Source organism: Streptomyces platensis, from assembly GCF_008704855.1.
GTDB lineage: Bacteria > Actinomycetota > Actinomycetes > Streptomycetales > Streptomycetaceae > Streptomyces > Streptomyces platensis.
In genome coordinates, this window is the sequence record NZ_CP023691.1 from 262,316 (window position 1) to 282,082 (window position 19,767).

Annotated in this window: 18 protein-coding genes; 6 read left to right on the top strand and 12 right to left on the bottom strand. The window is 67.5% G+C overall.

What is annotated here, in order from left to right:
* The first annotated feature begins 6 nt into the window (after window positions 1–6).
* The gene (locus CP981_RS01200; RefSeq protein WP_085926621.1) at window positions 7–519 is read left to right on the top strand and encodes a DUF6461 domain-containing protein; all 513 of its coding nucleotides are present in this window, start codon (window positions 7–9) and stop codon (window positions 517–519) included.
* Between the two features lie 435 nt (window positions 520–954).
* Entirely contained in the window at window positions 955–3,213 is a 2,259-nt protein-coding gene (locus tag CP981_RS01205) for an nSTAND3 domain-containing NTPase (RefSeq protein ID WP_244329476.1), read from the top strand.
* 216 nt (window positions 3,214–3,429) lie between these two features.
* On the opposite strand, the gene CP981_RS01210 is transcribed toward CP981_RS01205, so the two are convergent.
* Together CP981_RS01210 and CP981_RS01215 are read right to left on the bottom strand one after the other, a co-directional pair.
* Window positions 3,430–4,347 carry an AraC family transcriptional regulator gene (locus tag CP981_RS01210; RefSeq protein WP_085926622.1) on the bottom strand — a complete coding sequence of 306 codons (918 nt, stop codon included), beginning with the start codon at window positions 4,345–4,347 and terminating at the stop codon, window positions 3,430–3,432.
* A gap of 70 nt (window positions 4,348–4,417) precedes the next feature.
* Window positions 4,418–5,326, bottom strand: coding sequence for a zinc-binding dehydrogenase (locus tag CP981_RS01215; RefSeq protein ID WP_085926623.1), 909 nt, complete (start codon window positions 5,324–5,326; stop codon window positions 4,418–4,420).
* Between the two features lie 462 nt (window positions 5,327–5,788).
* Between CP981_RS01215 and CP981_RS01220 the strand changes: the two genes are divergently transcribed.
* Window positions 5,789–6,265: a hypothetical protein gene (locus tag CP981_RS01220; protein WP_085926624.1), complete on the top strand. Its 477-nt coding sequence runs from the start codon at window positions 5,789–5,791 to the stop codon at window positions 6,263–6,265.
* Between the two features lie 72 nt (window positions 6,266–6,337).
* On the opposite strand, the gene CP981_RS01225 is transcribed toward CP981_RS01220, so the two are convergent.
* The 10 genes from CP981_RS01225 to CP981_RS01270 form a co-directional block, all read right to left on the bottom strand.
* A complete protein-coding gene (locus tag CP981_RS01225; protein WP_158092673.1) occupies window positions 6,338–7,228 on the bottom strand; it encodes a RibD family protein in 891 nt (296 codons plus the stop codon).
* Window positions 7,221–7,934, bottom strand: a complete 714-nt coding sequence (folE, locus tag CP981_RS01230; protein ID WP_158092674.1) for a GTP cyclohydrolase I — start codon at window positions 7,932–7,934, stop codon at window positions 7,221–7,223. The genes CP981_RS01225 and folE overlap by 8 nt, the downstream gene beginning before the upstream one ends.
* A 206-nt stretch (window positions 7,935–8,140) precedes the next feature.
* Window positions 8,141–8,632: a VOC family protein gene (locus tag CP981_RS01235; RefSeq protein ID WP_244329477.1), complete on the bottom strand. Its 492-nt coding sequence runs from the start codon at window positions 8,630–8,632 to the stop codon at window positions 8,141–8,143.
* A 132-nt stretch (window positions 8,633–8,764) separates the two neighbouring features.
* Window positions 8,765–9,247, bottom strand: coding sequence for a hypothetical protein (locus CP981_RS01240; protein WP_085926627.1), 483 nt, complete (start codon window positions 9,245–9,247; stop codon window positions 8,765–8,767).
* Window positions 9,244–11,028, bottom strand: a complete 1,785-nt coding sequence (locus tag CP981_RS01245) for a glycoside hydrolase family 15 protein (protein WP_244329478.1) — start codon at window positions 11,026–11,028, stop codon at window positions 9,244–9,246. The genes CP981_RS01240 and CP981_RS01245 overlap by 4 nt, the downstream gene beginning before the upstream one ends.
* 35 nt (window positions 11,029–11,063) lie before the next feature.
* Window positions 11,064–11,561: a universal stress protein gene (locus CP981_RS38340; protein WP_085926629.1), complete on the bottom strand. Its 498-nt coding sequence runs from the start codon at window positions 11,559–11,561 to the stop codon at window positions 11,064–11,066.
* Between the two features lie 54 nt (window positions 11,562–11,615).
* Complete coding sequence (locus CP981_RS01255) at window positions 11,616–12,758, bottom strand: PP2C family protein-serine/threonine phosphatase (protein ID WP_085926630.1); 1,143 nt, start codon at window positions 12,756–12,758, stop codon at window positions 11,616–11,618.
* Between the two features lie 221 nt (window positions 12,759–12,979).
* Complete coding sequence (locus CP981_RS01260) at window positions 12,980–14,230, bottom strand: NAD(P)/FAD-dependent oxidoreductase (protein WP_085926631.1); 1,251 nt, start codon at window positions 14,228–14,230, stop codon at window positions 12,980–12,982.
* 196 nt (window positions 14,231–14,426) lie between these two features.
* Complete coding sequence (tal, locus tag CP981_RS01265) at window positions 14,427–15,542, bottom strand: transaldolase (protein ID WP_085926632.1); 1,116 nt, start codon at window positions 15,540–15,542, stop codon at window positions 14,427–14,429.
* A gap of 42 nt (window positions 15,543–15,584) precedes the next feature.
* Window positions 15,585–15,854 carry a hypothetical protein gene (locus CP981_RS01270; RefSeq protein ID WP_107429563.1) on the bottom strand — a complete coding sequence of 90 codons (270 nt, stop codon included), beginning with the start codon at window positions 15,852–15,854 and terminating at the stop codon, window positions 15,585–15,587.
* 63 nt (window positions 15,855–15,917) lie between these two features.
* On the opposite strand from CP981_RS01270, the gene CP981_RS01275 reads away from it, so the two are divergent.
* The 3 genes from CP981_RS01275 to CP981_RS01285 all read left to right on the top strand — a co-directional run bounded on the left by CP981_RS01275 (window position 15,918) and on the right by CP981_RS01285 (window position 19,489).
* Window positions 15,918–16,649 carry a helix-turn-helix transcriptional regulator gene (locus tag CP981_RS01275; RefSeq protein ID WP_085926633.1) on the top strand — a complete coding sequence of 244 codons (732 nt, stop codon included), beginning with the start codon at window positions 15,918–15,920 and terminating at the stop codon, window positions 16,647–16,649.
* Window positions 16,646–18,235 (top strand): FMN-binding glutamate synthase family protein, encoded by a 1,590-nt coding sequence (locus CP981_RS01280; protein ID WP_085926634.1) that lies wholly within the window; start codon window positions 16,646–16,648, stop codon window positions 18,233–18,235. The genes CP981_RS01275 and CP981_RS01280 overlap by 4 nt, the downstream gene beginning before the upstream one ends.
* An 813-nt stretch (window positions 18,236–19,048) precedes the next feature.
* Window positions 19,049–19,489: a universal stress protein gene (locus CP981_RS01285; protein WP_085926669.1), complete on the top strand. Its 441-nt coding sequence runs from the start codon at window positions 19,049–19,051 to the stop codon at window positions 19,487–19,489.
* Window positions 19,490–19,767 lie beyond the last annotated feature (278 nt).

The window sequence follows — 19,767 nt, forward strand, 5'->3', positions numbered from 1 at the left end:
AGCGGCGTGACCGACACCACACCGCTGTGCTGGATCGGCGACACATACGAGGTGCACTGCCTAGTGCTCGCGCAGCATGTGACGGGCCGCGAGCTCTTAATGCGGCTGGGAGGCGATTCTGCGGACATGTTCATTCCGCAGGACGAGAAAGAGGCGAACCAATTCCTGTGGGCGGGCATGGAGGACTACTGGCCCTGGGGTGCCGCACGAGTTGGTGAGGCCGGATCCTGGGGCTTCTCGCTGGAGCCGGCCAGTATCTGGGGAAGCAACTCGGCGCGGCTGGAGCAGGCATCGTGGGGGACGCAGGCGACGTGCTGCTTCACGGCAGATGGCACGGAATGCGTCGAGTACTGGCGAGACGGCGTGCTTGTCACGGGGGTCGACACCGCGGCGCCTCATGAGCAGACCCGCAAAGACGGTGCCGATCGGACTTCCTGGTGGAGCAGATGGAACGCGTTGGCCTTCTCGGCGTGGGCGGCCGCGCTCACCGCCCCGGCCTGGCTCTGCTCCATGAAGTGACCGGCGTAGCCCTGGACCTGGAGCGAACGACGCTCGCATTGGCGGGGAAGCTGCCGGCTGAGGGGTTTGGGCCGGAGCAGGCCACAGCAGACAAGAACGCATCGGGGGCCGCTGCCCCAATCGGTACGGGCGGTCTGGGGGGGCGCTGTGGGCGGGCCGGTGGGTGAGCCTCGTGTACTGCGGGAAGCCAGCACGGCGAAGACATCTGGCGGGGGCGGGCTTGCTGGCTCGTAAGCGAACCGGCCGTCGGCCCGGAAGACCGGGCCGACGGCTGCGTGTGTGGCTTAGTGCTCCCCCCCCAGTGAGTGTCACCAGCTCCGGGATCCTGCCGCTGAAGGGCGGAACAGCCAACGCTAAGGCCGCGTCGTGGAGAATGGGTCCGATCGAGCCCCGCGAGAGGACCGAGGGGTACCGGGATGCACGGGCGAAGGCGGCATGGATTCCTTTGAGCTGGGGCGGCTGACAGACCACGACTTCGAGGAGGTGTGCCGGGACCTGTTCACGGAGCTCCTGGGCGTGCCGCTGGAGATCTTTCCGCGCGGCCGGGACCGGGGCGTCGACCTGCGCCATGACCCGGAAGGCGGTCCTTGCACGATTGTCCAGTGCAAGCATTGGTACCGCAGCGGCCGCGCGAAACTCCTGGCCCACCTGACCGACGAGGAGGTCCCCAAGGTCGCCGCTCTAAAGCCGGACCGCTATGTTCTCGCCACCACCGTCGGGTTGACCGTCGACGCCAAGGAGAAGCTGCGCGCCGCCTTCGCCCCTCACATCCGGTCCACCGAGGACATCCACGGCGTGGATGACATCGTGGCCGCCCTGCGGGAGCGACCGCAGCTGGTGGAGCGGCACTTCCGGCTCTGGCTCAGCGGTACGGCGGCACTTGGCGCGCTGCTACACAAGGGCCCGCTGTTGCGCTCCGACTGGCTGCGGCGCGAGCTGGCGGAGGTGGCCCAGACGTTCGTCCCGCACGAGGGCTTCGCGCGTGCCCGGCAGCTTCTCGACGAGCAGCACGTGTGCATCGTGACTGGCATCCCCGGTGCCGGGAAGACCACGGTCGCGCGCATGCTCGCCGCCTGGCGGATGGGCCACGGCTGGGAGGTGCACGAGGTCAGCCAGGACATCGACGAGGTCGCAGAACTCTGGCGCGACGACGTGCCCCAACTCTTCCTCTACGACGACTTCCTGGGCCAGACCACGCTGCTGCCCCAGTTCGGCAAGAACGAGGACACGCGCCTGCTGTCCGTGATGCGCGCGATACGAGACGCGCCAGACAAGGCCTTGGTCATGACGACCCGCGACTACATCCTGGAGGAGGCCCGCCGCAAGCACGATCGGCTGGCCGCCGAAGATGTACGGGACGCTCTCACCGGCATTCGCCTCACCGACCTAGACCTGCTGACCCGCGGGCGGATCCTCTACAACCACGTCCACCGCTCGGCTCTCGGACCGCGACAGAAACGGCAGTTCGCCGCTCGCGACGCCTGGCTGCCCGTGGTTAGCCACCGCAACTTCAGCCCGCGCCTGATCGAGGAGACTCTGCGCATCGACCTGAAGCGCGAACCGGACGTCGCCACCGCCATGGTCGCCAACCTGGACAATCCCCGGCGGATATGGGAACGCATCGTCGAGAACGAACTCACCGACGAAGCCGTGCACTTGCTAGAGATCCTCTTCACGTACGAGTCCGTCGAACTCGTCGAACTGGAGGAGACTTGGACCTGGTATCGCAAGGAATTGGACCGAGAGGCGGACGGCCGCCGCTTCCGTCACGCGCTCCAGGTGCTCGACGGAACCATGCTCGTCATCGACGAAGGTGCTGTCTCCTTCCATAACCCGTCGATTGCCGACTACATCCGCTTCCACCTCAACGCCGGCCGGGGGCAGTTGGGCGCGCTGCTCGCCTCCTGCGGCGATATGCGGCAGGTCGAACGCCTCGTGGATGCCGGACGGTTGGCAGACGGCGGCGGCATTCTCGCACAACTGATAGAGCTCAAGCCGGCGTTGACCTCCGCGGTACTCGGGGCAGAAGACACCGTGGATGACAACAGAGAGGACCACCTTGTGTGGGCCCTCGACACCGCGGAGACCATCGGCTCCCCGTCACTGGCGGACTACGTGGCGCAACGGGCCCTGGAACTGCCGCGGTGGTCGGAGAACACGAAGGATCTGCTCCGGCTCGCGAACTTGCTGGACGGCAGCCGACTGATTACGCAGGAGGTCTCCGCCGAGTTCCGCGCCCTGGTCGACGAACATGTCAGCAGCCAGATCTCGGAGCGTGTGGCCGCCGGCTGGGTCCAGGTGAACAACTGGTATGCGAATCTTGGCGAGCCGATCGGATGGCTCGCCGAGGGAACGCTGCTGGACGACATGGTGGAGTGCGCCTTGGAGAAACTGCGTGAACTCGCCGCCGACCCCGGGGACCTCAGCGAGACCAGCATCGGCTACCTCGAAGCGCTGCTGAGCTTCCTCACCGACAACGATGCCCACCTGCTGCACGATGAGGAGTTCCGGGCTGTCGACCGGGTGCGGGAGCAGCTAACCCAGGCGCGGGAGGCTGCATGGCACTCCCTGGCGGAGCGCTCACCGGACCGAGGCCGACCGGTCAAGCTGCCACCCGACCCCCGTCATGAGCAGGCCGTCGTCGCGGAGTTCATGAGCGGCCTCGGCAACGCGGAGTCGGACGGCGCGGGCTGAACAGTTGCCCTCCCACGTCCGCCACACCCCTGCCCCACTAACAGGTCGTTGCCACACCAGCCCCTGAGGGTGTTGCGATGACCAAGCCACGCCGGAAGGGCCCGGAGGCACCTGGGCCCGATACGCCCCCGGCGACACGCACGGTGACGTCAAGACCGGCCTCACCGAGGAATACGCGACACCTCAACATGCGAGCCCATCAGTCCCGAGGCCGGATCACTTGCGAAGTCGAGAACGGTACTCGCCCGGGGCCGTGCCTCGGGCACGTCTGAAGGCACGGCTGAAAGCGTGCGGAGAGCCGTATCCGACCGCGCCGGAGATCGACTCGACCGGGTCATCGGTATCGCGGAGCCGGACGGACGCCAGGTCGATGCGCCACTGCGTCACGTACGCGCCCGGCGTCTGTCCGAGGGCGGACCGGAAACGCCTGGACAGCGTCGCCCGGGAGACGCTCGTCGCGGCGGCCAGGGTCTCCGTGGTCCATGGGTGTTCCGGTTGGGCGTGGACACATGCCAGAGCGTCGCGCACGACCGGATCACGCATCGCTCCCAGCCATGAGCCGGACTGCTCCTGCGGGTGGCGGGCCAGCCAGGCGCGTACGAACTGGACGAGCAGAAGGTCGACGATGCTGTTGATGGCGGCGGTGGTACCGATCTGCGGCTGGGCGAGCTCAGCAGCGAGAAGTTCGACGGTCCTTCTGAGCTGCGCGTTCTGGCGGGCTGTGACGTGCATCGGCCGAGCGAGGGAGGTAAGCACCGGTGTGCGCACCTCCGGGTCCTGCTCATAGCGCAGGACGATCACTTCCGTCTGCACCGGCGCCGAGCCCAGCCGCAGGGCCCGGCCATCGCCAAAAGACCGGGCCGCCGCCTCACGGTCGCAGGAACCCATCGTCACGCCGGCGCCGCCGGCTATCCCGTGTGCGGTGCCCGGCGACACCAGGACGGCGTCTCCGGCCTGCACCTGAAGAGGTTTCTCGCCCGTGACGTGGAGCCACATGGTGCCGCGGGACACCACATGCAGTGCCGCCCCTGGAGAGGAGTCCAGCCACAGGCCCCAGGTTCCTCCGGCCTTCAGCATGACCCCCAGCGCCCCACGCGCACCCGAAACACGCAAGACCTCCGCCAGCACATCCATGGGCCCATCCTCGTCCACCGCCGCGCCTCGCCCACCGGCGGGCGAGGCGCATGTGTCCTCGTGCACAGCTTCAGGCCACGTCAAGAACGACCTTTCCGTGCACCTTCCGTGCGAACAGCGCCTGGACGGCGTCGCCCACCCCCTGCCAGTCGCCTCGCAGCCCGACCGGCGCCAAGAGCCTCCCGGCGGCCATGAGGCCCAGCAGGTCCGTCAGCTCCCCGCCGGTCGGCGTCATGTCGCCGTAGGTGGCGATGCTGCGGGGCTCGCCGAAGCCGAACAAGGCCCCTGACGGGAACGTGGTGTCCTGCCCCGAGGAGTAACCGACCAGGTAGAGGGTGCCGCCCTCGGCGAGGGAACTCCACGCCTGGGCCACCAGCGGCCCGCCGACCGTGTCCAGGACGAGGTCGAACCGGTCCCCGGTCCCGGCCAGGTCGGTCAGGACATTGTCGGCGCCGAGTTCACGGAGCCCGGCGGCCCGCTCCGGCGAACCGACGAGTGCCGTCACCCGGGCACCGGCCAGCGCCGCCAGCTGGACAGCGAAGTGCCCCACGCCCCCGCTGGCGCCCGTGACCAGCACGTTGCGCGCCAACAGGGAACGCTTGCGCAGCACCCGGAACGGGGTGACTCCGGCGATCCCCAGCGCGGCGGCGTCGGCCAGGTCCACGCCCTCGGGGACGGTGCCGAGCGAGGCGGGGCCGACTGCCACCCGCTCCGCCCACGCGTGGGGAGCCATCCCCACGGCAACGCGCGTACCTGCGGGCGGCCCCGAGCCGTCGGACGCGGCGCGCACCACGACGCCGGCCGCGTCGTGACCGTGCACACCGCCGGCCGGCCACTGGTGCACGTAATTCAGCTCTCCGAAGTTGAGACCGATGTGCCGTATCTCCACCAACGCCTCACCGGCGGACGGTACGGGCTCATCGACATCGGCGAACCGGATGGGTCCGGCGTCACTGTGATCGACCACAAGGGCGCGCATAGGGGTGTGTTTCCTTCTCTCGTGGATGTGCCAGAACGCTTGGCGCGGCAACAGATCGAGTGCGCGAATGCCGCACTGCCGCCTTCTTGGAACCCTTACGCAGCACCGGGACAACGACCAGACCCGTGAGAATCAATCAGTTGACGATCTGTGTCAGTGCGACTCGCGGCGCGTCGAGCCCTGCACCCGTCCGGTGGATGACGCTGTGCCGGGACCGGTCGCCGCTTGTCAAGAACCGCCCAGCGGGCCCGCCCGCGCGTCTTCTCTGAACAAGATCAAGCAGGTCAGCGCCCCGGTGCCCGATCAGCTGCCTGAACGGCCTCTTGCCCCAGAGGAAGCAAAGGCCGCAGCGCTTGCGGCGAAAGAGAACATCGAGGACGCCCTTGCCCGGCTCTTCCTCCGCCTTGGCCCCCCGCCAGAACCCCACACCCGTGCAGGAACGGACGATGGAGGGGCGCAGCAGTGAACGCGGACAACAGCAGCGAAGTGCCCGTGCCTCAAGTCGATCAGCCAGCGGTCCTTGCCGCGATGGAACTCGTCATGAAGTGGGGGCAGACACCTGGTGGGCCGGAAGTACTCCAGATGGCCCTGGGCGCGCTGGAGCCGCAACTGAATCGGGAACACGAGGCCCTCTTGCGAAAGTTGAGCATGCGGGAGAAGGCGGATGACCAGAGGGCCAGGGCCGAGCGGGAGCGACAGCAGCTTCAGTTCCGGACGACGAGTTTGATAGTCGGGGCGATCCTGAGCGTCGCCATGCTCGCAGCCGGCGTATACGTCGCCAAGGACGCTTGGTGGCTCGCGTGCCTTCTCTGCGGCCCGAGTCTGATCTCCATGGCTGCCATCACTATCCTGCGACGCCACGACAAGGAGGCCATGAGATCCGTGGCGGACGCAGCTAAACGGGCCACAAGCGCTGCCTCACAGACACAGATGCCTTAGAGAGGTGGACGCGTTCCCCCCACACCCGCTCGCTATCGCCCGGGACCGGAGTTCGGCGTCGGATCCCAGGCGTCAATCGACCCTTGCTGGGCCGCTGCTTGCGCGTGGGGCCCGGAGGCGATAGCGGAGGAAGAGATACGAATCCCGTCGCCGCACACTGATCAGATCAGTCCACGCTGGCCGGTTCGGCAGCAGTTCGAGCCCGGCGACCAGCCCGAGTCTGGAGGTGTTGGCACGGCCGGCGAGCACTGGGGACGTCGTGAGGAACACTTCATCCACCAAGCCCTCGCTGAACAGGTGACCGATCAGGTGAGGCCCGCCCTCGGTGAGCACCGCAGTGTGCCCGTGGGCATGGAGAGCCGTAAGTACGTCCGCCATACGGAAGTTGGGTCCTTCGCCAGCCGTGAGTAACGTGCATGCTGCTGGCAGACGTCCATCCAATTTACGGGCGCCGCCCAGGGTAGTGGCCACGAGCGCGCCCGACCGCAGGGCTGAGTGCTCGGTGGGCAACTCGCCGCTCGCGGTGACCACAACCAGTTCCGGCTGAGCGGCGCGTCGTAGGTTCCGCCGCAGCTCGGCGAAGGCAGGGGCGGCTTGCGGACAGACGTGATCGGGTGTCCACCGATGGCGGGGTGTGGCTCGGAGCGTGCCGGCCCCGATGAGTACCGCGTCGGCGCATGCACGCAGCAGTCCCATGACGAAGCGGTCCGCAGGCTCACGCCCGCTGATCGCCGAGCCGGACGACGGGTATTCGGGACCGAGGGTGACCACGCCGTCAATGGAGGCGACGAAGTTCGCGTACACGCATGGCGAGGTGAAGCCCAGATCACCGCCGTAGGCCGTGGCGAGCGCCGGAGGCAGGCTGAAGCGGGGCTGCCCGGCCTCCTCGTACAGCAACTCCAGCGGTTCCAAGATTGCTGGAGGTGTTCCGCCAGCGCGGGGCGTGGCGGTGTGCTCAGCCATGGCCGGGCAGTCCCCGTTGGCCGCACATTGTGAAGAATTCGGCACGCAATAGCGGATCCTCATCGTAGGTGCCCCGCCAGTGGGTGGTACGGGTACTGGACTCGATCTCCCGTACCCCGCGCATCTGCGTGCACAGATGCACCGCCTCCAAGTGGACCGCGACGCCGTGCGGTTGAAGGATCTGCTGCAAAGATCCGGCGAGTTGGCGGCCGATGCGCTCCTGCATAGAGAATCGACGGGCGAACAGCCGCACCAGTCTGGTGAGTTTGGACAGCCCGAGGATGTGCTCGTGAGCGATGTAACCAACGTACGCCTTGCCGAAGAAGGGCAAGCTGTGGTGCTCGCACAGAGAGAAGAACGGGATCGGCCCTTCGACGATCTGACTGATCCGGCAGTCCGAACCACCATGGCATTCGGTCTCGAACGCGGTGACCAGCTTTTCGTCGCCTTCGTACCCACTGGTGGCATCGAAGAGGGCACGCAGGAAGCGGCGGGGTGTGTCTGCCGTGGCCGCTGACCCGACGGCCAGGCCCAGCGCCTGGAAGATCTCCTTCACATGGTCCTCGTACCGCTGCCAGTCTTCGGGGGCGATCTCCCGCGGAGACACGGCTGCCCACTCCACCTCGTCCGTGACGGGTACGAGCCGTTCTCCGACCAGCCCTGCGACGGGTGGAGGGCTGTGCATTTGCTCGGATGCGTCATTCATCTGCAGCCTCAAGGTGGGATACATGTCTCACTGCAGCCGGCCACTTCCATTATCGACCGTTTCATGCGTGAGCGCTGGGTGAGTTAGGGATGCCTCACGCGCCAGCTAACTGAGCGTTGGCCAGGGCGTCGGTCCGCAGCTGACCGGTCCCGTACAGATCCAGCAGGCGCGTCCGGGTGGGCTCTGGGCTCGCGCTTCTTGCAGGGTCACACGTAGTAACGGGAAATAATCTCGAGCCGCGCGACTTCGTCCGGTCCCGGGTAAGCCACGAGCACCGGGAGGCCGCTGGGATCTCGTCCCTCGATGACGGTGAAGCCCTCGCCGTGCATGGTGTAAACACGGTCGGATTGGGCTCTGAGCACGCGCTCGCATCGCTGGAAGTCGCCGGGGCCGTCCGCCGTCCAGATCACGTACTGTGCGCCGACGTGGCCCACTGGGTGGGCGGCTTGGGGGCCCACGGCCCGGAGGTACACCTGGAACCCGTTGTGGCCCACGAGCAGCGTGGCGGTGGTGGTGCGGACCGTGACCTCCATGTTCAGCAGCTCCTGGTAGAAGTCCGCTGACGCGTCGTGGTCGTGGACGAACACCACGACCGAGGCCAGCCGCGGGCCTCGTGTCTCCGGTCTGGTCCCGGCCGACTCCGCCGGAAGCTGATCGTCGTGCGGGCCGGAAGGCGCCGCTTCCTTCGGATCCATCATCAAGGGCCCTTCCGCCTTCGAACGCGGTACGGGGCTTCGTGTTCAGCTTCTGGTCCTGTTTTCACGCTACCTGGCCCGCGTCTTTCCTGCCGGAACCACGGAGCAGGCCCGCGCGGCGTCGGCCTGGGACCCTCAGCCTGGCCATGCGAGGAACAGGCCGACGATCGTGCCGTAGACGAGGTGCGCGGCGAGCGTGACGGTGGGCGTGCGGGGGCCGTAGTTGAGCATGAGGAAACCGGGCGGTTCGAGCAGCGCGACGTGGGGGGCGCTGGTGTGGGGCGCGCCCATGCGTGGGTGGACGAGGGGCAGCAGGATGTTCACCAGCGCCGTGGCGGCGAACAAGCCGTGGACGAGGCCGAAGACGGTGCCCAGCCACCAGCTGCTGTAGCCGACGGCAACGAAAACCGCGTAGTACAGCATGGCGAAGAGCAGGCCGTTGACGAAGTGCACGCCGTAGCCGAGGGCCTTGGCGCGGGTCCGGTCGCTGGTAAAGGCGGTGCCGAGCAGGAACGGCAGGTCGATGCGGGTGAGGTTGAGGGCGTTGGCTGCGCGCAGTGCGGTGGTCAGGACGAGGGTGCCGATGAATCCGCCCGCCAGTGCCGCCCAGATACTCATCGGGTGGCCTGTCCGATCGCGCAGGCGGCGCTGATCAGGGCCAGGTGGGACAGCCCCTGGGGCAGGTTGCCGAGGAAGGTGCCGGTGGCGGGTTCGATTTCCTCGCTGTAGAGGCCGACGTCGCTGGCGAGGGCCACGAGCTGGTCCATGAGGCGGCCGGCTTCGTCGGCGCGGCCGCATCGGGCGAGGGCTTCGGCGAGCCAGAAGGAGCAGGCGAGGAAGGCGCCTTCGCTGCCGGGGACACCGTCGGAGCCGAGGTAGCGGTTGACGAAGGGGCCGTCCTGCAAGGTCTGCTGAATGGCGGCGAGGGTGCCGCGCATGCGCGGGTCGTCGGGCGGGCGGTAGCCGTGGAGCAGTCCGAGCAGGAGGCTGGCATCCAGGTCGCCGCTGTCGGCATAACGCACGTAACTGTTCAGACGCGGGCTGAAGCAGCGGTCGTCGACGAAGTCGGCGATGGCCAGCCGCTCGCGCCGCCACCGGGCCGCGTGCCGGCCGGGGATCAGCTGCTGCCTGGCCAGGTCGAGAGCCCGGTCGAGGGTGATCCAGCACATCATCTTCGACTGGGTGAAGTGTTCGGGGTCGCTGCGCACCTCCCAGATGCCCGCGTCGGGCTGCTGCCAAATGGCGCAGATGAAGTCGGCGGTCTCGGCCAGCCTGCGGGCGATGTCGGCGTCGAGCCGGTGGCCTGCCGTGGTGTACAGCCATGCGGTCTGCAGCATTTCCCCGTAGGTGTCGAGCTGCAGCTGGTCGGCGGCTGCGTTGCCGACGCGCACGGGCGCCGAGCCCCGGTAGCCCGGCAGGGGCAGCGCCCGCTCGGGTGCGCGGGCGCCGCCGTCGAGGCGGTACAGGACGTGCAGGCGAGGGTGGGTGAGCTGGGAGGCGTGCATCAGCCACCAGAAGTAGCCGGTTGCTTCCGGCGCGCAGCCCAGCTTCAGGAACGCGTCCAGAGTGAAGGCCGAGTCGCGGATCCAGCTGAAGCGGTAATCCCAGTTGCGTTCCCCACCGATGGATTCCGGCAGTGAGCAGGTTGCGGCGGCGGCGACCGCGCCGGAGGGGGCGAAGACCAGGAGCTTGAGAGCGAGGGCGCTGCGCAGTACCGCCTCGCGCCATGGGCCGGTGTAGGTGCGTTCCTGCGTCCACTTTCGCCAGGTGGCGGTCGTGTGCTCCAGCCGGGCTTCGCACTCCGCGCGCGTGGGGAGGACCAGCGGTTCTTGGTGTGCGTACGGCACCGCGATCAAGGCGTGGGTGCCGGTGTCGGTTCGGAACTGGCCGGTGATGGCGTCGGCTGTGCACTGCGGTTGGCCGGCGTTCCAGGCGCAGACCCCGACGGCGTCCGGGCCGCAGGTGGCGACCGGGACACCTGCACGGCGCGCCAGGTGCGGTGTGCGGGCACCGTAGCCGAAGCGCGGCTGGACGCTCCAGCGCATCGGGACGCTGCCTGCAAGGCCCTCGATCCGCCGGACAAGCTCCCGTCCGGGCGCCAGGGAGGCAGCATCGTGAAGCGACAGCGCGTCGGTCAGCCGCACCGTGCCACCTGCGGTGGTGAACGTCGTCTCCAGCACGTTGGTGCCTGGCAGGTAGCGACGGGCGGCCGTGTACGGGACGCGGGGCCGGAGGAGGAACCTGCCGCCGTGCGCACGGTCGAGGACGGCGGCGAACAGCGTCGGCGAGTCCAGGTCCGGCCAGGCCAGCCAGTCCACCGAGCCATCGCGCGCGATGAGTGCGACGCTGCGGCCGTCCCCGATCACCGCGTAATCCCGCAGCTCTGCATATCCGTCCACCCGGGCCGGCGCGGCGGGCGCAGAATCAGGAGGGTTCACTCCACGGCCTGTCCGCCACCGGAGGACCGACCTGACCCGGCCGGCACGACGACGACCGGGAGATGGGCATGATGTACGACCTCGGTACTGGTGGAGCCCAAGGTGAGGCGCCCCCATGCGCCCGAGCCTCGGCTGCCGACCACCAGGAGGCAGGCGTCTTTGCTCGCGTCCAGCAGGACCTGCGACGGACGACCCCGTTCCACTCTGACCTCCACCTCCACCGGCGCGCCGCCGACCTGCTCCTGGGCCTCTTCCAGCGTCTTGGTAACCGTCTCCGACGTGACGTCGCGCAGCTGCGTATCCATGTCGTAGAAACCCGAAGCGGTAGGCCACTGGAATCCGCCGTACCTTGCAGTGAAGTCGTACGCGCATACGGCGCGCAGGCCGCTCCCGCGTAGTTGTGACTCTTGAAGGGCGAAGCGTACGGCCTGCCCTGAGGCGGGCGAGCCGTCGGTGCCGACCACGATCGGTGCGGGAGGGACAGCGTTCGTCATGGAGATGCCTCCAAGTCATGTCGCGTCGTGTGCTGCCGCTACGGGAGGGCCTGCTCAGAGAGTCCTGCGGACCACGAGCGCGGTGATGTCGTCGCGGTGTTCCCCGGCGGTATGGCGGCTGAGATCGTCGACCAGGTTGCCGGCAAGTTCCCAGGGGGAAATGCCGGCCCATGTCCGCAGGCGTTCTTCGAGGGGATAGAACGTGCCCGTGCTGCTGCGGGCCTCGGTGACGCCGTCGCTGCAGCTGATGAGGGTGGCGCCCGAGGGGAAGGGAAACCATGCGACGATCCTGGGTTTTGGAGCCAGATCCGCAAGGCCAAGTGGCACCCCCGGGTTTCCCAGCGGCACGGCAGTGACCCGTCCGGCGTTCACCATGTAGGGCGGAGGATGGCCGCAGTTGACGGCTTGTGTCTCGGTGGAGTCGTCGACTCCCACTATGAGGGCGGTGACGAACCGCTCAGGTTCACCAGTCTGACGGGCAAAGGCGTTGTGCCGTACCACGGCCTGTTCCAGGTCATCGACGAGCGCGGTGAGGGTCGGCTCGCGTTGGGCTGCCTCGCGGAAGGCTCCGAGCATGGCGAAGGCAGCTCCGATCGCGGGCAGGCCTTTGCCCTGGACATCGCCGAAAAGCAAGCGTGTGCCGTACGGCGAGGTCACCGCCTCGTAGATGTCTCCTCCTACCAGTCTGTCCGCCTCCACCGGCAGGTACGCGCCATCCACGATCACCCGGTCGGTGAGGATCGGCAGGGTGCGCAGCATCTGCCGTTGAAGGGCGACAGCCGTGGAGCGGACCCGGAGCAGTTCCCGCTCCCGCCGGATCCGCATGTGGCAGATCACGACGCACAGAACGCCGAGCACCAGGGCCAGCACCAGGACGATCCCGTGGTCGTACGACGAGGGGAATGGTCGGTAGACCAAGACTGCGGTGATGACGATCAGTATCCAGCCCACTGCGTAGACAGTCTGGCGCACCGTGCCGACCGCCGCCGGGAACGCGGGAAGCAGGATGAGCAGGGGGATGAGCCGCACCGTGCGGTCGTCGATGACCAGCTCCAGCAGCACAATCGGTACGGTCGCTGCGATGACATAAGCCATCGGCGCCCTGACAGCACTTTTGAAAGGTGGCTCGACATCGCTCTCGGCGCGCGGCATCGGTGGCGCGCCGGGCGCACGGGCCTCGACACGTCTGCGGATCACGTTTCCAGGCTCCCGCAGTCCCCCCGCCGCCGCAATGTGGGTGAAGATGATCAGTTCGTCCGTCGCCGAGGGCCTCGGTGACGGCGTGGCCGACGAACTCCGGAAGGATCTCGGTGTGGTGGAGACGATCTTCCTTCTGGTGAGCTTGTAGGGCGATGCTCGCGAGCCGATCCGCAGCGAGGAGTCTCTTCGGCCGCCCTGGTCAGAGGAAGCATCCCGTGTCACGCCATCGAGCCGGGACGGTCCAAAAGTTCGTCCAGAGGTACGTCGGGGTCAGCGAGCCTGGCGGGGTCGATCTGGTGCCTGGAGGTGACGAGGCTGCGGATCAGGTCCGTGACGTCCCAGACGTTGACGTTCATGCCGGCCACTACCCAGCCCTCGGCGAGCCAGAAGGCGATGAACTCGCGGGTGTCTCTCCGGCCGCGGAAGACCACCTGGTCGTATCCGCCGGGTTCGACGTACCCGGTGTACTCCATGCCCAAGTCGTACTGGTCGGTGAAGAAGTACGGAACGCGGTCGTAGCTGACGTCTTGGCCCAGCATCCCCTTGGCCGCGATCTGGGGCTGGTTGAGTGCGTTGGCCCAGTGTTCGACACGGATGTGCTTGTCGAGCAGCGGGTGGAAGGCGTTGGCGACGTCCCCGGCGGCGTAGATGTCCGGGTGGGAGGTGCGCAGGTGGGCGTCGACGCGGATGCCGTTGTCGACGTCGAGGCCGGCGGCTGCGGCGAGTTGGGTGTTGGGCGTGATGCCGACCCCGACGATGACCGCGTCGGCGTCGATGCGGCTGCCGTCGGCCAGCAGCACACCGTTCGCCCGGCCCTCAGCCCCGGTGATCTCAGCGACTTGGGCACCGAAGCGCAGGTCGACTCCGTGGTCGGTGTGCAGGTCGGCGAAGATCTGGGCCACTTCGCGGCCCAGCACGCGCAGCAGGGGTAGTTCCGCCATCTCCAGCACCGTGACCTCCGCGCCGGCCGTGCGGGCGGCGGCAGCGGTCTCCAGCCCGATCCAGCCGGCGCCGATCACCGCGATGCGGGATGCGGACTCAAAGGATTGTTTGATGCGGTCGCTGTCGGCGAGCCGGCGCAGGTAGTGGACCCCGTCGAGGTCGGCTCCGGGCACCGGCAGGCGCCGCGGTGCGGAGCCGGTGGTCAGGAGCAGCTTTGCGTAGCCGAGCCGGCTGCCGTCAGCGAGCGTCACCTGATGTTCGGCCGGGTGGATCGCGGTGACGGTGGCGCCCAGGCGCAGCTCGACGTCATGCTCGGCGTACCAGTTGGGAGGGTGGACGTAGACCGTCTCACGCTCGTCCTTGCCCAGCAGGTAGCCCTTGGAGAGCGGCGGTCGTTCGTAGGGGCGCTCGCTCTCCTCTCCGAGCAGCACGACCGGGCCGTCGAAGCCTTCATCCCGGAGGGTTTGTGCTGCCTTCGCGCCAGCCAGGCTGGCTCCGACGGTCACGAATGCTGTGCTCGCGGCCATGTCCTCTCCTCTGCTGGGTCGGCTCGACGAATGGCGGTTTTGCTCGGCGAGTTGGTCCCCGCCGGCGCCGCGTGCGGTAAGTCCATCGTCGTCGATACCGCTGCGCTGCGGGCGGTTGAGGTGTTCCCGTGTGTCTGTCGGTCGGTGGTCGCAGGAGGTTGCTCCGCCGGGATCGTGCGGTCGGCGACCGGCTGCGTCAGGCGGCGGCGCGCTTGGTGTGCAGTTCGGTGTTCAGTTGCTCGAACAGCTCGTTGCCGGAGGCCGTGAACTTGCCGATGCCCTCATCCTCCAACGCACGCACCACGTCGTCATAGGACACGCCGACAGCCTCCAGGTCAGCGAGTACCTGGTGGGCCGCCGCATAAGTGCCATGGATGGTGTCGCCCTGGATACGGCCGTGGTCCACGACCGCGCGCATTGTCTGTTCCGGCATGGTGTTGACGACGCCCGGCGCCACCAGTTCGTCGACGTAGCGGGTGTCGTCATAGGCGGGGTCCTTCACCCCGGTGGAGGCCCAGAGCGGGCGTTGCGGGCGCATCCCGGCCGCCGCCAGGGCCGTCCATCGATCTGATGCGCACGCCTGCTCGAAGTTTTGGTAGGCCAGGCGGGCGTTGGCGATCGCGGCCCGCCCGCGCAGGGCCCGCGCCTCCGGCGTGCCGATCTTGTCCAGTCGGCTGTCGACCTCGGTGTCCACCCGGCTGACGAAGAACGAGGCCACCGACGCGATGGACGCCAGGTCACGTCCCGCCGCATGCGCCCTGCCCATGCCGTCCAGGAAGGCGCGGAGCACCTGGTCGTAGCGGTCCAGAGAGAAGATCAACGTTACGTTGATACTGATGCCCTCGGCGAGCGCCGTGCTGATCGCTTCCAGGCCCTGCTGCGTGGCAGGGATCTTCACGAACATGTTCGGCCGGTCCACCAGCCACCACAGGGCCCGTGCCTCGGCGACCGTTGCCGCCGTGTCGTGGGCGACGCGCGGGTCCACCTCGATCGAAACCCGACCGTCCACCCCGTCACTGGCCTCGTACACCGGGTGCAGCACGTCGCAGGCCCAGCGGACGTCGAATGCGGTCAGCAGCCTGACGGCTTCCTCGACCCGAACCCCCCGCCGGGCAAGATCGTCTACCTGCTCGTCGTAGCGGGCACCCGAGCGGATCGCCTTGGCAAAGATCGTCGGGTTGCTGGTGATGCCCACTACCTGCTGTTCACGCACCAAGTCGGTCAGCTGGCCACCGGCGAGGCGCTCCCGGCTCAGCTCATCCAGCCAGACCGCTACGCCTTCTGCGGTCAGCCGGTCCAGGTTCTCACTCATGATCTTCTCCCTTGCATCGCTTCGGGCGACGCCCTCTACGTGCTACCAGGATCGTCTGCGGGCGGGGCAATCACACCCCCATGAGGCCCGCGACCACGCCGGCGACTCGATGCCGGGCAGGTGCGTACCGTGTTCGGCTGTCGAGGCCGCCACGGGCCAGTCCACGAGCAGGTTGGCGAACTTGTCCAACCCGAACAGGATCGGCGCCACGATGAAACCGGTACGCAGGATGCCGAACGCCTGGTAGCCGGGTTCGGTGAGAACGGCCCGCCGGGGTGTGGCGGCCGGCGTGGTTGTGGTTGCGGACGCCATGACGCCCCTCCTTCTACCGTCAACTCTCATTAACGATAGAGACGCGGATTTCCTCTTTAATCAATGACTGTGGGTTTTACACTGGGGTTCGTGGGCCACCCGAAAGAAGCACTCCGCCTCGGCGTCTCCGCCGTCGCCGCGCTCGACGAGCCGACCCGCAGGAGGCTCTACGATCACGTCGTGCGCCAGCCGGGGCCGGTCAGTCGCGACGAAGCCGCCAAGGCCCTGGGCCTCGCCCGGCAGACCGCGGCTTTCCACCTGGACCGTCTAGCTGACGAATCACTGCTCGACGTCGTCTACGAGCGGCGCAGCGGCCGGACCGGCCCGGGAGCCGGACGGCCCGCCAAGCTCTACAAGCGCTCCACCAAGCAGGTCGCTGTCAGCCTGCCCGAGCGGCACTACGAGGTAGCTGGGCGGCTTCTCGCCCAGGCCCTGGAGGAATCCGAAGCCACAGGCGAACCGGTACGGGCTGTCCTGCACCGAAAGGCCCACGAGCTGGGCATACAGCTCGCCGGACCGGAGCAGACGGATGTGTTCGACCTGCTGGAAAGGAACGGTTTCGAACCCCTCCGTGAAGGTGACGCCATCGTCCTGGGCAACTGCCCCTTCCACACGCTTGCACGCGAACACACCCAGACAGTGTGCGGAATGAACCTCCATCTGCTCCGCGGCGTCCTTGCCAGACTCGACGAAGGCAGGCTCCAGGCATGCCTTGAGCCCAGTCCCGGTCACTGCTGCGTCCGCCTGCAACCGGTCGGCGCACGTCGGAGGCGACCGGGAACGGAGGTGCCATGAACCGCAGAATCGCTGTGCTCGCATTGGTGTTGACGGCGACGCTCACAGTGGTCGCCGCCTTGAGCCTCTCCCCATGGTGGTGGTGCGCAGCCGGCCCGTTGCTTGCAGCAGCCGTCACGGGAACGTACGACCTCGCACAGAAACGTCATTCGGTACTTCGCAATTACCCGGTGATCGGGCATCTGCGGTACCTCATGGAGGACATCAGGCCCGAGCTCCAGCAGTACTTCATCGAGCGGAACTACGATGGGCGCCCATTCGATCGGGACACCCGCTCGACGGTCTATGAGCGCGCCAAGGGCACCGCGGACGTAGACCCGTTCGGCACCGAACTGTCGGTGTACGAGCCCGGCTACGAGTACTTCGCACATTCCGTCGCGCCCTGCCGCGTGCCCGAAAGCCCGGTCACGGTGACCGTGGGTGGGCCCGAATGTGGCCGGCCCTACGACATGGCGCTGTTGAATGTGTCCGCGATGAGCTTCGGCTCTCTGTCGGGCAACGCAATCCTTGCCCTGAACCGAGGTGCCGCCGCAGGGAATTTCGCACATGATACAGGAGAAGGCGGAATCTCTGAATACCACACCCGCTATGGCGGGGATCTGGTCTGGGAAGTGGGGACAGGTTACTTCGGCTGTCGCACCCCAGACGGAGGTTTCGACGCCGAGGAATTCGCCCGGAAGGCAGCGTGGGAGAGTGTCCGCTGTGTTTCCCTGAAACTTTCCCAGGGTGCAAAGCCCGGAACGGGCGGGGTCCTACCGGGGGTGAAGGTCAATGCGGAGCTCGCCCGTGTACGTGAGGTGGAAGAGGGCCGCACCGTCATCTCCCCCTCCTATCACCGTGTCTTCTCCACCCCACGTGAACTGGTGCTCTTCCTTGCCCGGATGCGCGAACTGGCAGGCGGAAAACCGGTTGGCTTCAAACTGTGCGTAGGCAGCCGCCGCGAAGTGCTGGCAATATGCAAGGCAATGCTGGCCGAAGACATCACGCCAGACTTCATCATCGTGGACGGCGCAGAGGGCGGTACTGGCGCCGCCCCGTTGGAATTCGTAGACCACGTCGGCACACCCTTGACCGAAGGGCTCATCACGGTCCACAACGCCTTGGTCGGCACAGGGCTACGGGACCGCATCCGCATCGGGGCGAGCGGCAAGGTCGCCACCGGCGCGGACATCGTCAAACGGCTGATCCAGGGTGCGGACTACACCAACGCGGCACGGGCAATGATGTTCGCAGTCGGCTGTATCCAGTCACAACGCTGCCACGCCAACACCTGCCCCGTGGGTGTCGCCACGCAGGACCCCCACCGGACACGGGCGCTTTATGTGCCGGACAAGTACCTGCGCGTCCAACGCTTTCAACAGGCCACGGTGCACAGCGCCATGGAGATCATGGCCGCGCTCGGCGCAACGGAACCCTCGCAGTTGCATCCTCGTATGCTCTACCGACGGATCTCACCTCACGCCGTCGCGTCGTACGACGAGCTGTTCACTTGGCTGGACGTCGGCCAGCTGATGTCCGGCGATCGACTTCCAGAGGACTGGGCGCGCGATTGGGCCGCGTGCGCACCGGATGCATTCCGCACTTGAGCAGTCGCTGTATCCGCGCGGTTGGAGTCGCCCGCCGGCGTTGACCTTGAGCCACCGATGCCGCCCGTCGGCACGCCCCTGACTTGCGAGCAACGCAGGGGTTAGCCGAGCCTCGAGGCCGCTGGTGCGAATGGTCAGCTCGACTGGCGGGCAGCGGGACCGGACGGCGAAGGAACTCCCTTCGCAGGCCAGGTGGCCGTTGTGAGCCCAGTCCCAGACACTGGACCTCCTCCCGCGCCTCCCGCACCAGCAGATTGCTAGCCCAGGCCAAGAGGGTGGGGCGGCGCAGGTGTCGGATCTGTTCGGCCAACTGCCGGTCTCCTGCGGCGCGGGCGGTCCTGGCACGCTCGTCACGGGTGGGGGTTCCCCGGCGGCAGGCCGTATAGCTCGTCGGCGAAGCCTTCCGTCCTCATGCCTCTGGTTCTCGGCGCCGGCGATCCGTTCGGCGTCAGGCGCGTTCACGAGTCTCCCTTCTCTTCTCGGTGATGTTCTGTTGGGTGCCGGGGGTGTTGTTGGTGGCAGCCGGTGCTGGCGTGGACGAGGGGCGTATGGGGGACGGCAGTCGTACAGCGGCGCAGCACCGACTTGCAGAGTTCGTCCGCGCGGAGGCGGTGCGGCCGCACGGCGGCCGACTGGCGCAGTGACAGCCGCTGGCCGTGCGCGGACGAGGGCGAGCCCCCGCCGGGCTCTTATAGCAATAATCAGTCCGTTTCCCAACGCGCGCACGGGACCATGTTTCTGCGCGGCAGCGCATACATACTCGGCGAGTAGACGGTTGACCTTTGAAAAAGACAGGTGGTCTATATGCACGAGATGCCAGACAGACCTGACCGGCGGATCGTGGTCGGTGTGGATGGGTCGGAGTCGTCGATGGCTGCGTTGCGTTGGGCAGTCGCACATGCCAAGGGCTTCGATGCGGTCGTGGCGGCTGTGATCGCTTGGGAATTCCCTACTACATTCGGCTGGGTGCCGAAGCCACCGGAGGAGTGGGACTTCGAGAAGATCGCCAAGGAAAAGCTTGCCGACACGCTTGAGCATGCACTGCCCCACGTTGGACACGTCGGGGTGCGCTCATACGTCCGTAAGGGGCACCCTGCGAGTGTCCTGGTGGATTTTGCTCGGGGCGCGGAACTACTCGTGGTCGGCAGCCGCGGGCACGGCGGATTTGCCGGCGTCCTACTCGGCTCGGTCAGTCAGCACTGCGTGACCCACGCCCCCTGTCCCGTCCTGGTTGTCCGTGGTACAGGCACCTGATTCCTGAGCTGGGGCCTCCACGCGTCAAGCGCGAGTTGTGGGCTGCTCCCCGTTCGGGCAAGGCCGTAGGCTGGCGAACAGGCGGCCAGGTGCTGACGGCACTCGACGGCGCAGGGAGGAAGCAGGCATGGCGCACAATCCCAGGCGGCGGCCGGAGCAGACTTCCATGCCTGAAACGGCGGCGAGCGACGAGACCCGGCAATCGGCTGGGGCGCAATCCCCGGACGCGCCGAGGACTGAGCCCCGGCCCCACGCTTTGGGGCAGCGCCAGCTGCAAC

What these genes read in the sequence shown, in the direction of transcription:
- CP981_RS01205 (WP_244329476.1), top strand. Translation starts at nt 955, where the DNA reads ATGGATTCCTTTGAGCTGGGGCGGCTGACAGACCACGACTTCGAGGAG.
- CP981_RS01210 (WP_085926622.1), bottom strand. Translation starts at nt 4,347, where the DNA reads ATGGATGTGCTGGCGGAGGTCTTGCGTGTTTCGGGTGCGCGTGGGGCG.
- CP981_RS01215 (WP_085926623.1), bottom strand. Translation starts at nt 5,326, where the DNA reads ATGCGCGCCCTTGTGGTCGATCACAGTGACGCCGGACCCATCCGGTTC.
- CP981_RS01225 (WP_158092673.1), bottom strand. Translation starts at nt 7,228, where the DNA reads ATGGCTGAGCACACCGCCACGCCCCGCGCTGGCGGAACACCTCCAGCA.
- folE (WP_158092674.1), bottom strand. Translation starts at nt 7,934, where the DNA reads ATGAATGACGCATCCGAGCAAATGCACAGCCCTCCACCCGTCGCAGGG.
- CP981_RS01235 (WP_244329477.1), bottom strand. Translation starts at nt 8,632, where the DNA reads ATGATGGATCCGAAGGAAGCGGCGCCTTCCGGCCCGCACGACGATCAG.
- CP981_RS01240 (WP_085926627.1), bottom strand. Translation starts at nt 9,247, where the DNA reads ATGAGTATCTGGGCGGCACTGGCGGGCGGATTCATCGGCACCCTCGTC.
- CP981_RS38340 (WP_085926629.1), bottom strand. Translation starts at nt 11,561, where the DNA reads ATGACGAACGCTGTCCCTCCCGCACCGATCGTGGTCGGCACCGACGGC.
- CP981_RS01260 (WP_085926631.1), bottom strand. Translation starts at nt 14,230, where the DNA reads ATGGCCGCGAGCACAGCATTCGTGACCGTCGGAGCCAGCCTGGCTGGC.
- tal (WP_085926632.1), bottom strand. Translation starts at nt 15,542, where the DNA reads ATGAGTGAGAACCTGGACCGGCTGACCGCAGAAGGCGTAGCGGTCTGG.
- CP981_RS01270 (WP_107429563.1), bottom strand. Translation starts at nt 15,854, where the DNA reads ATGGCGTCCGCAACCACAACCACGCCGGCCGCCACACCCCGGCGGGCC.
- CP981_RS01275 (WP_085926633.1), top strand. Translation starts at nt 15,918, where the DNA reads ATGACTGTGGGTTTTACACTGGGGTTCGTGGGCCACCCGAAAGAAGCA.
- CP981_RS01280 (WP_085926634.1), top strand. Translation starts at nt 16,646, where the DNA reads ATGAACCGCAGAATCGCTGTGCTCGCATTGGTGTTGACGGCGACGCTC.
- CP981_RS01285 (WP_085926669.1), top strand. Translation starts at nt 19,049, where the DNA reads ATGCCAGACAGACCTGACCGGCGGATCGTGGTCGGTGTGGATGGGTCG.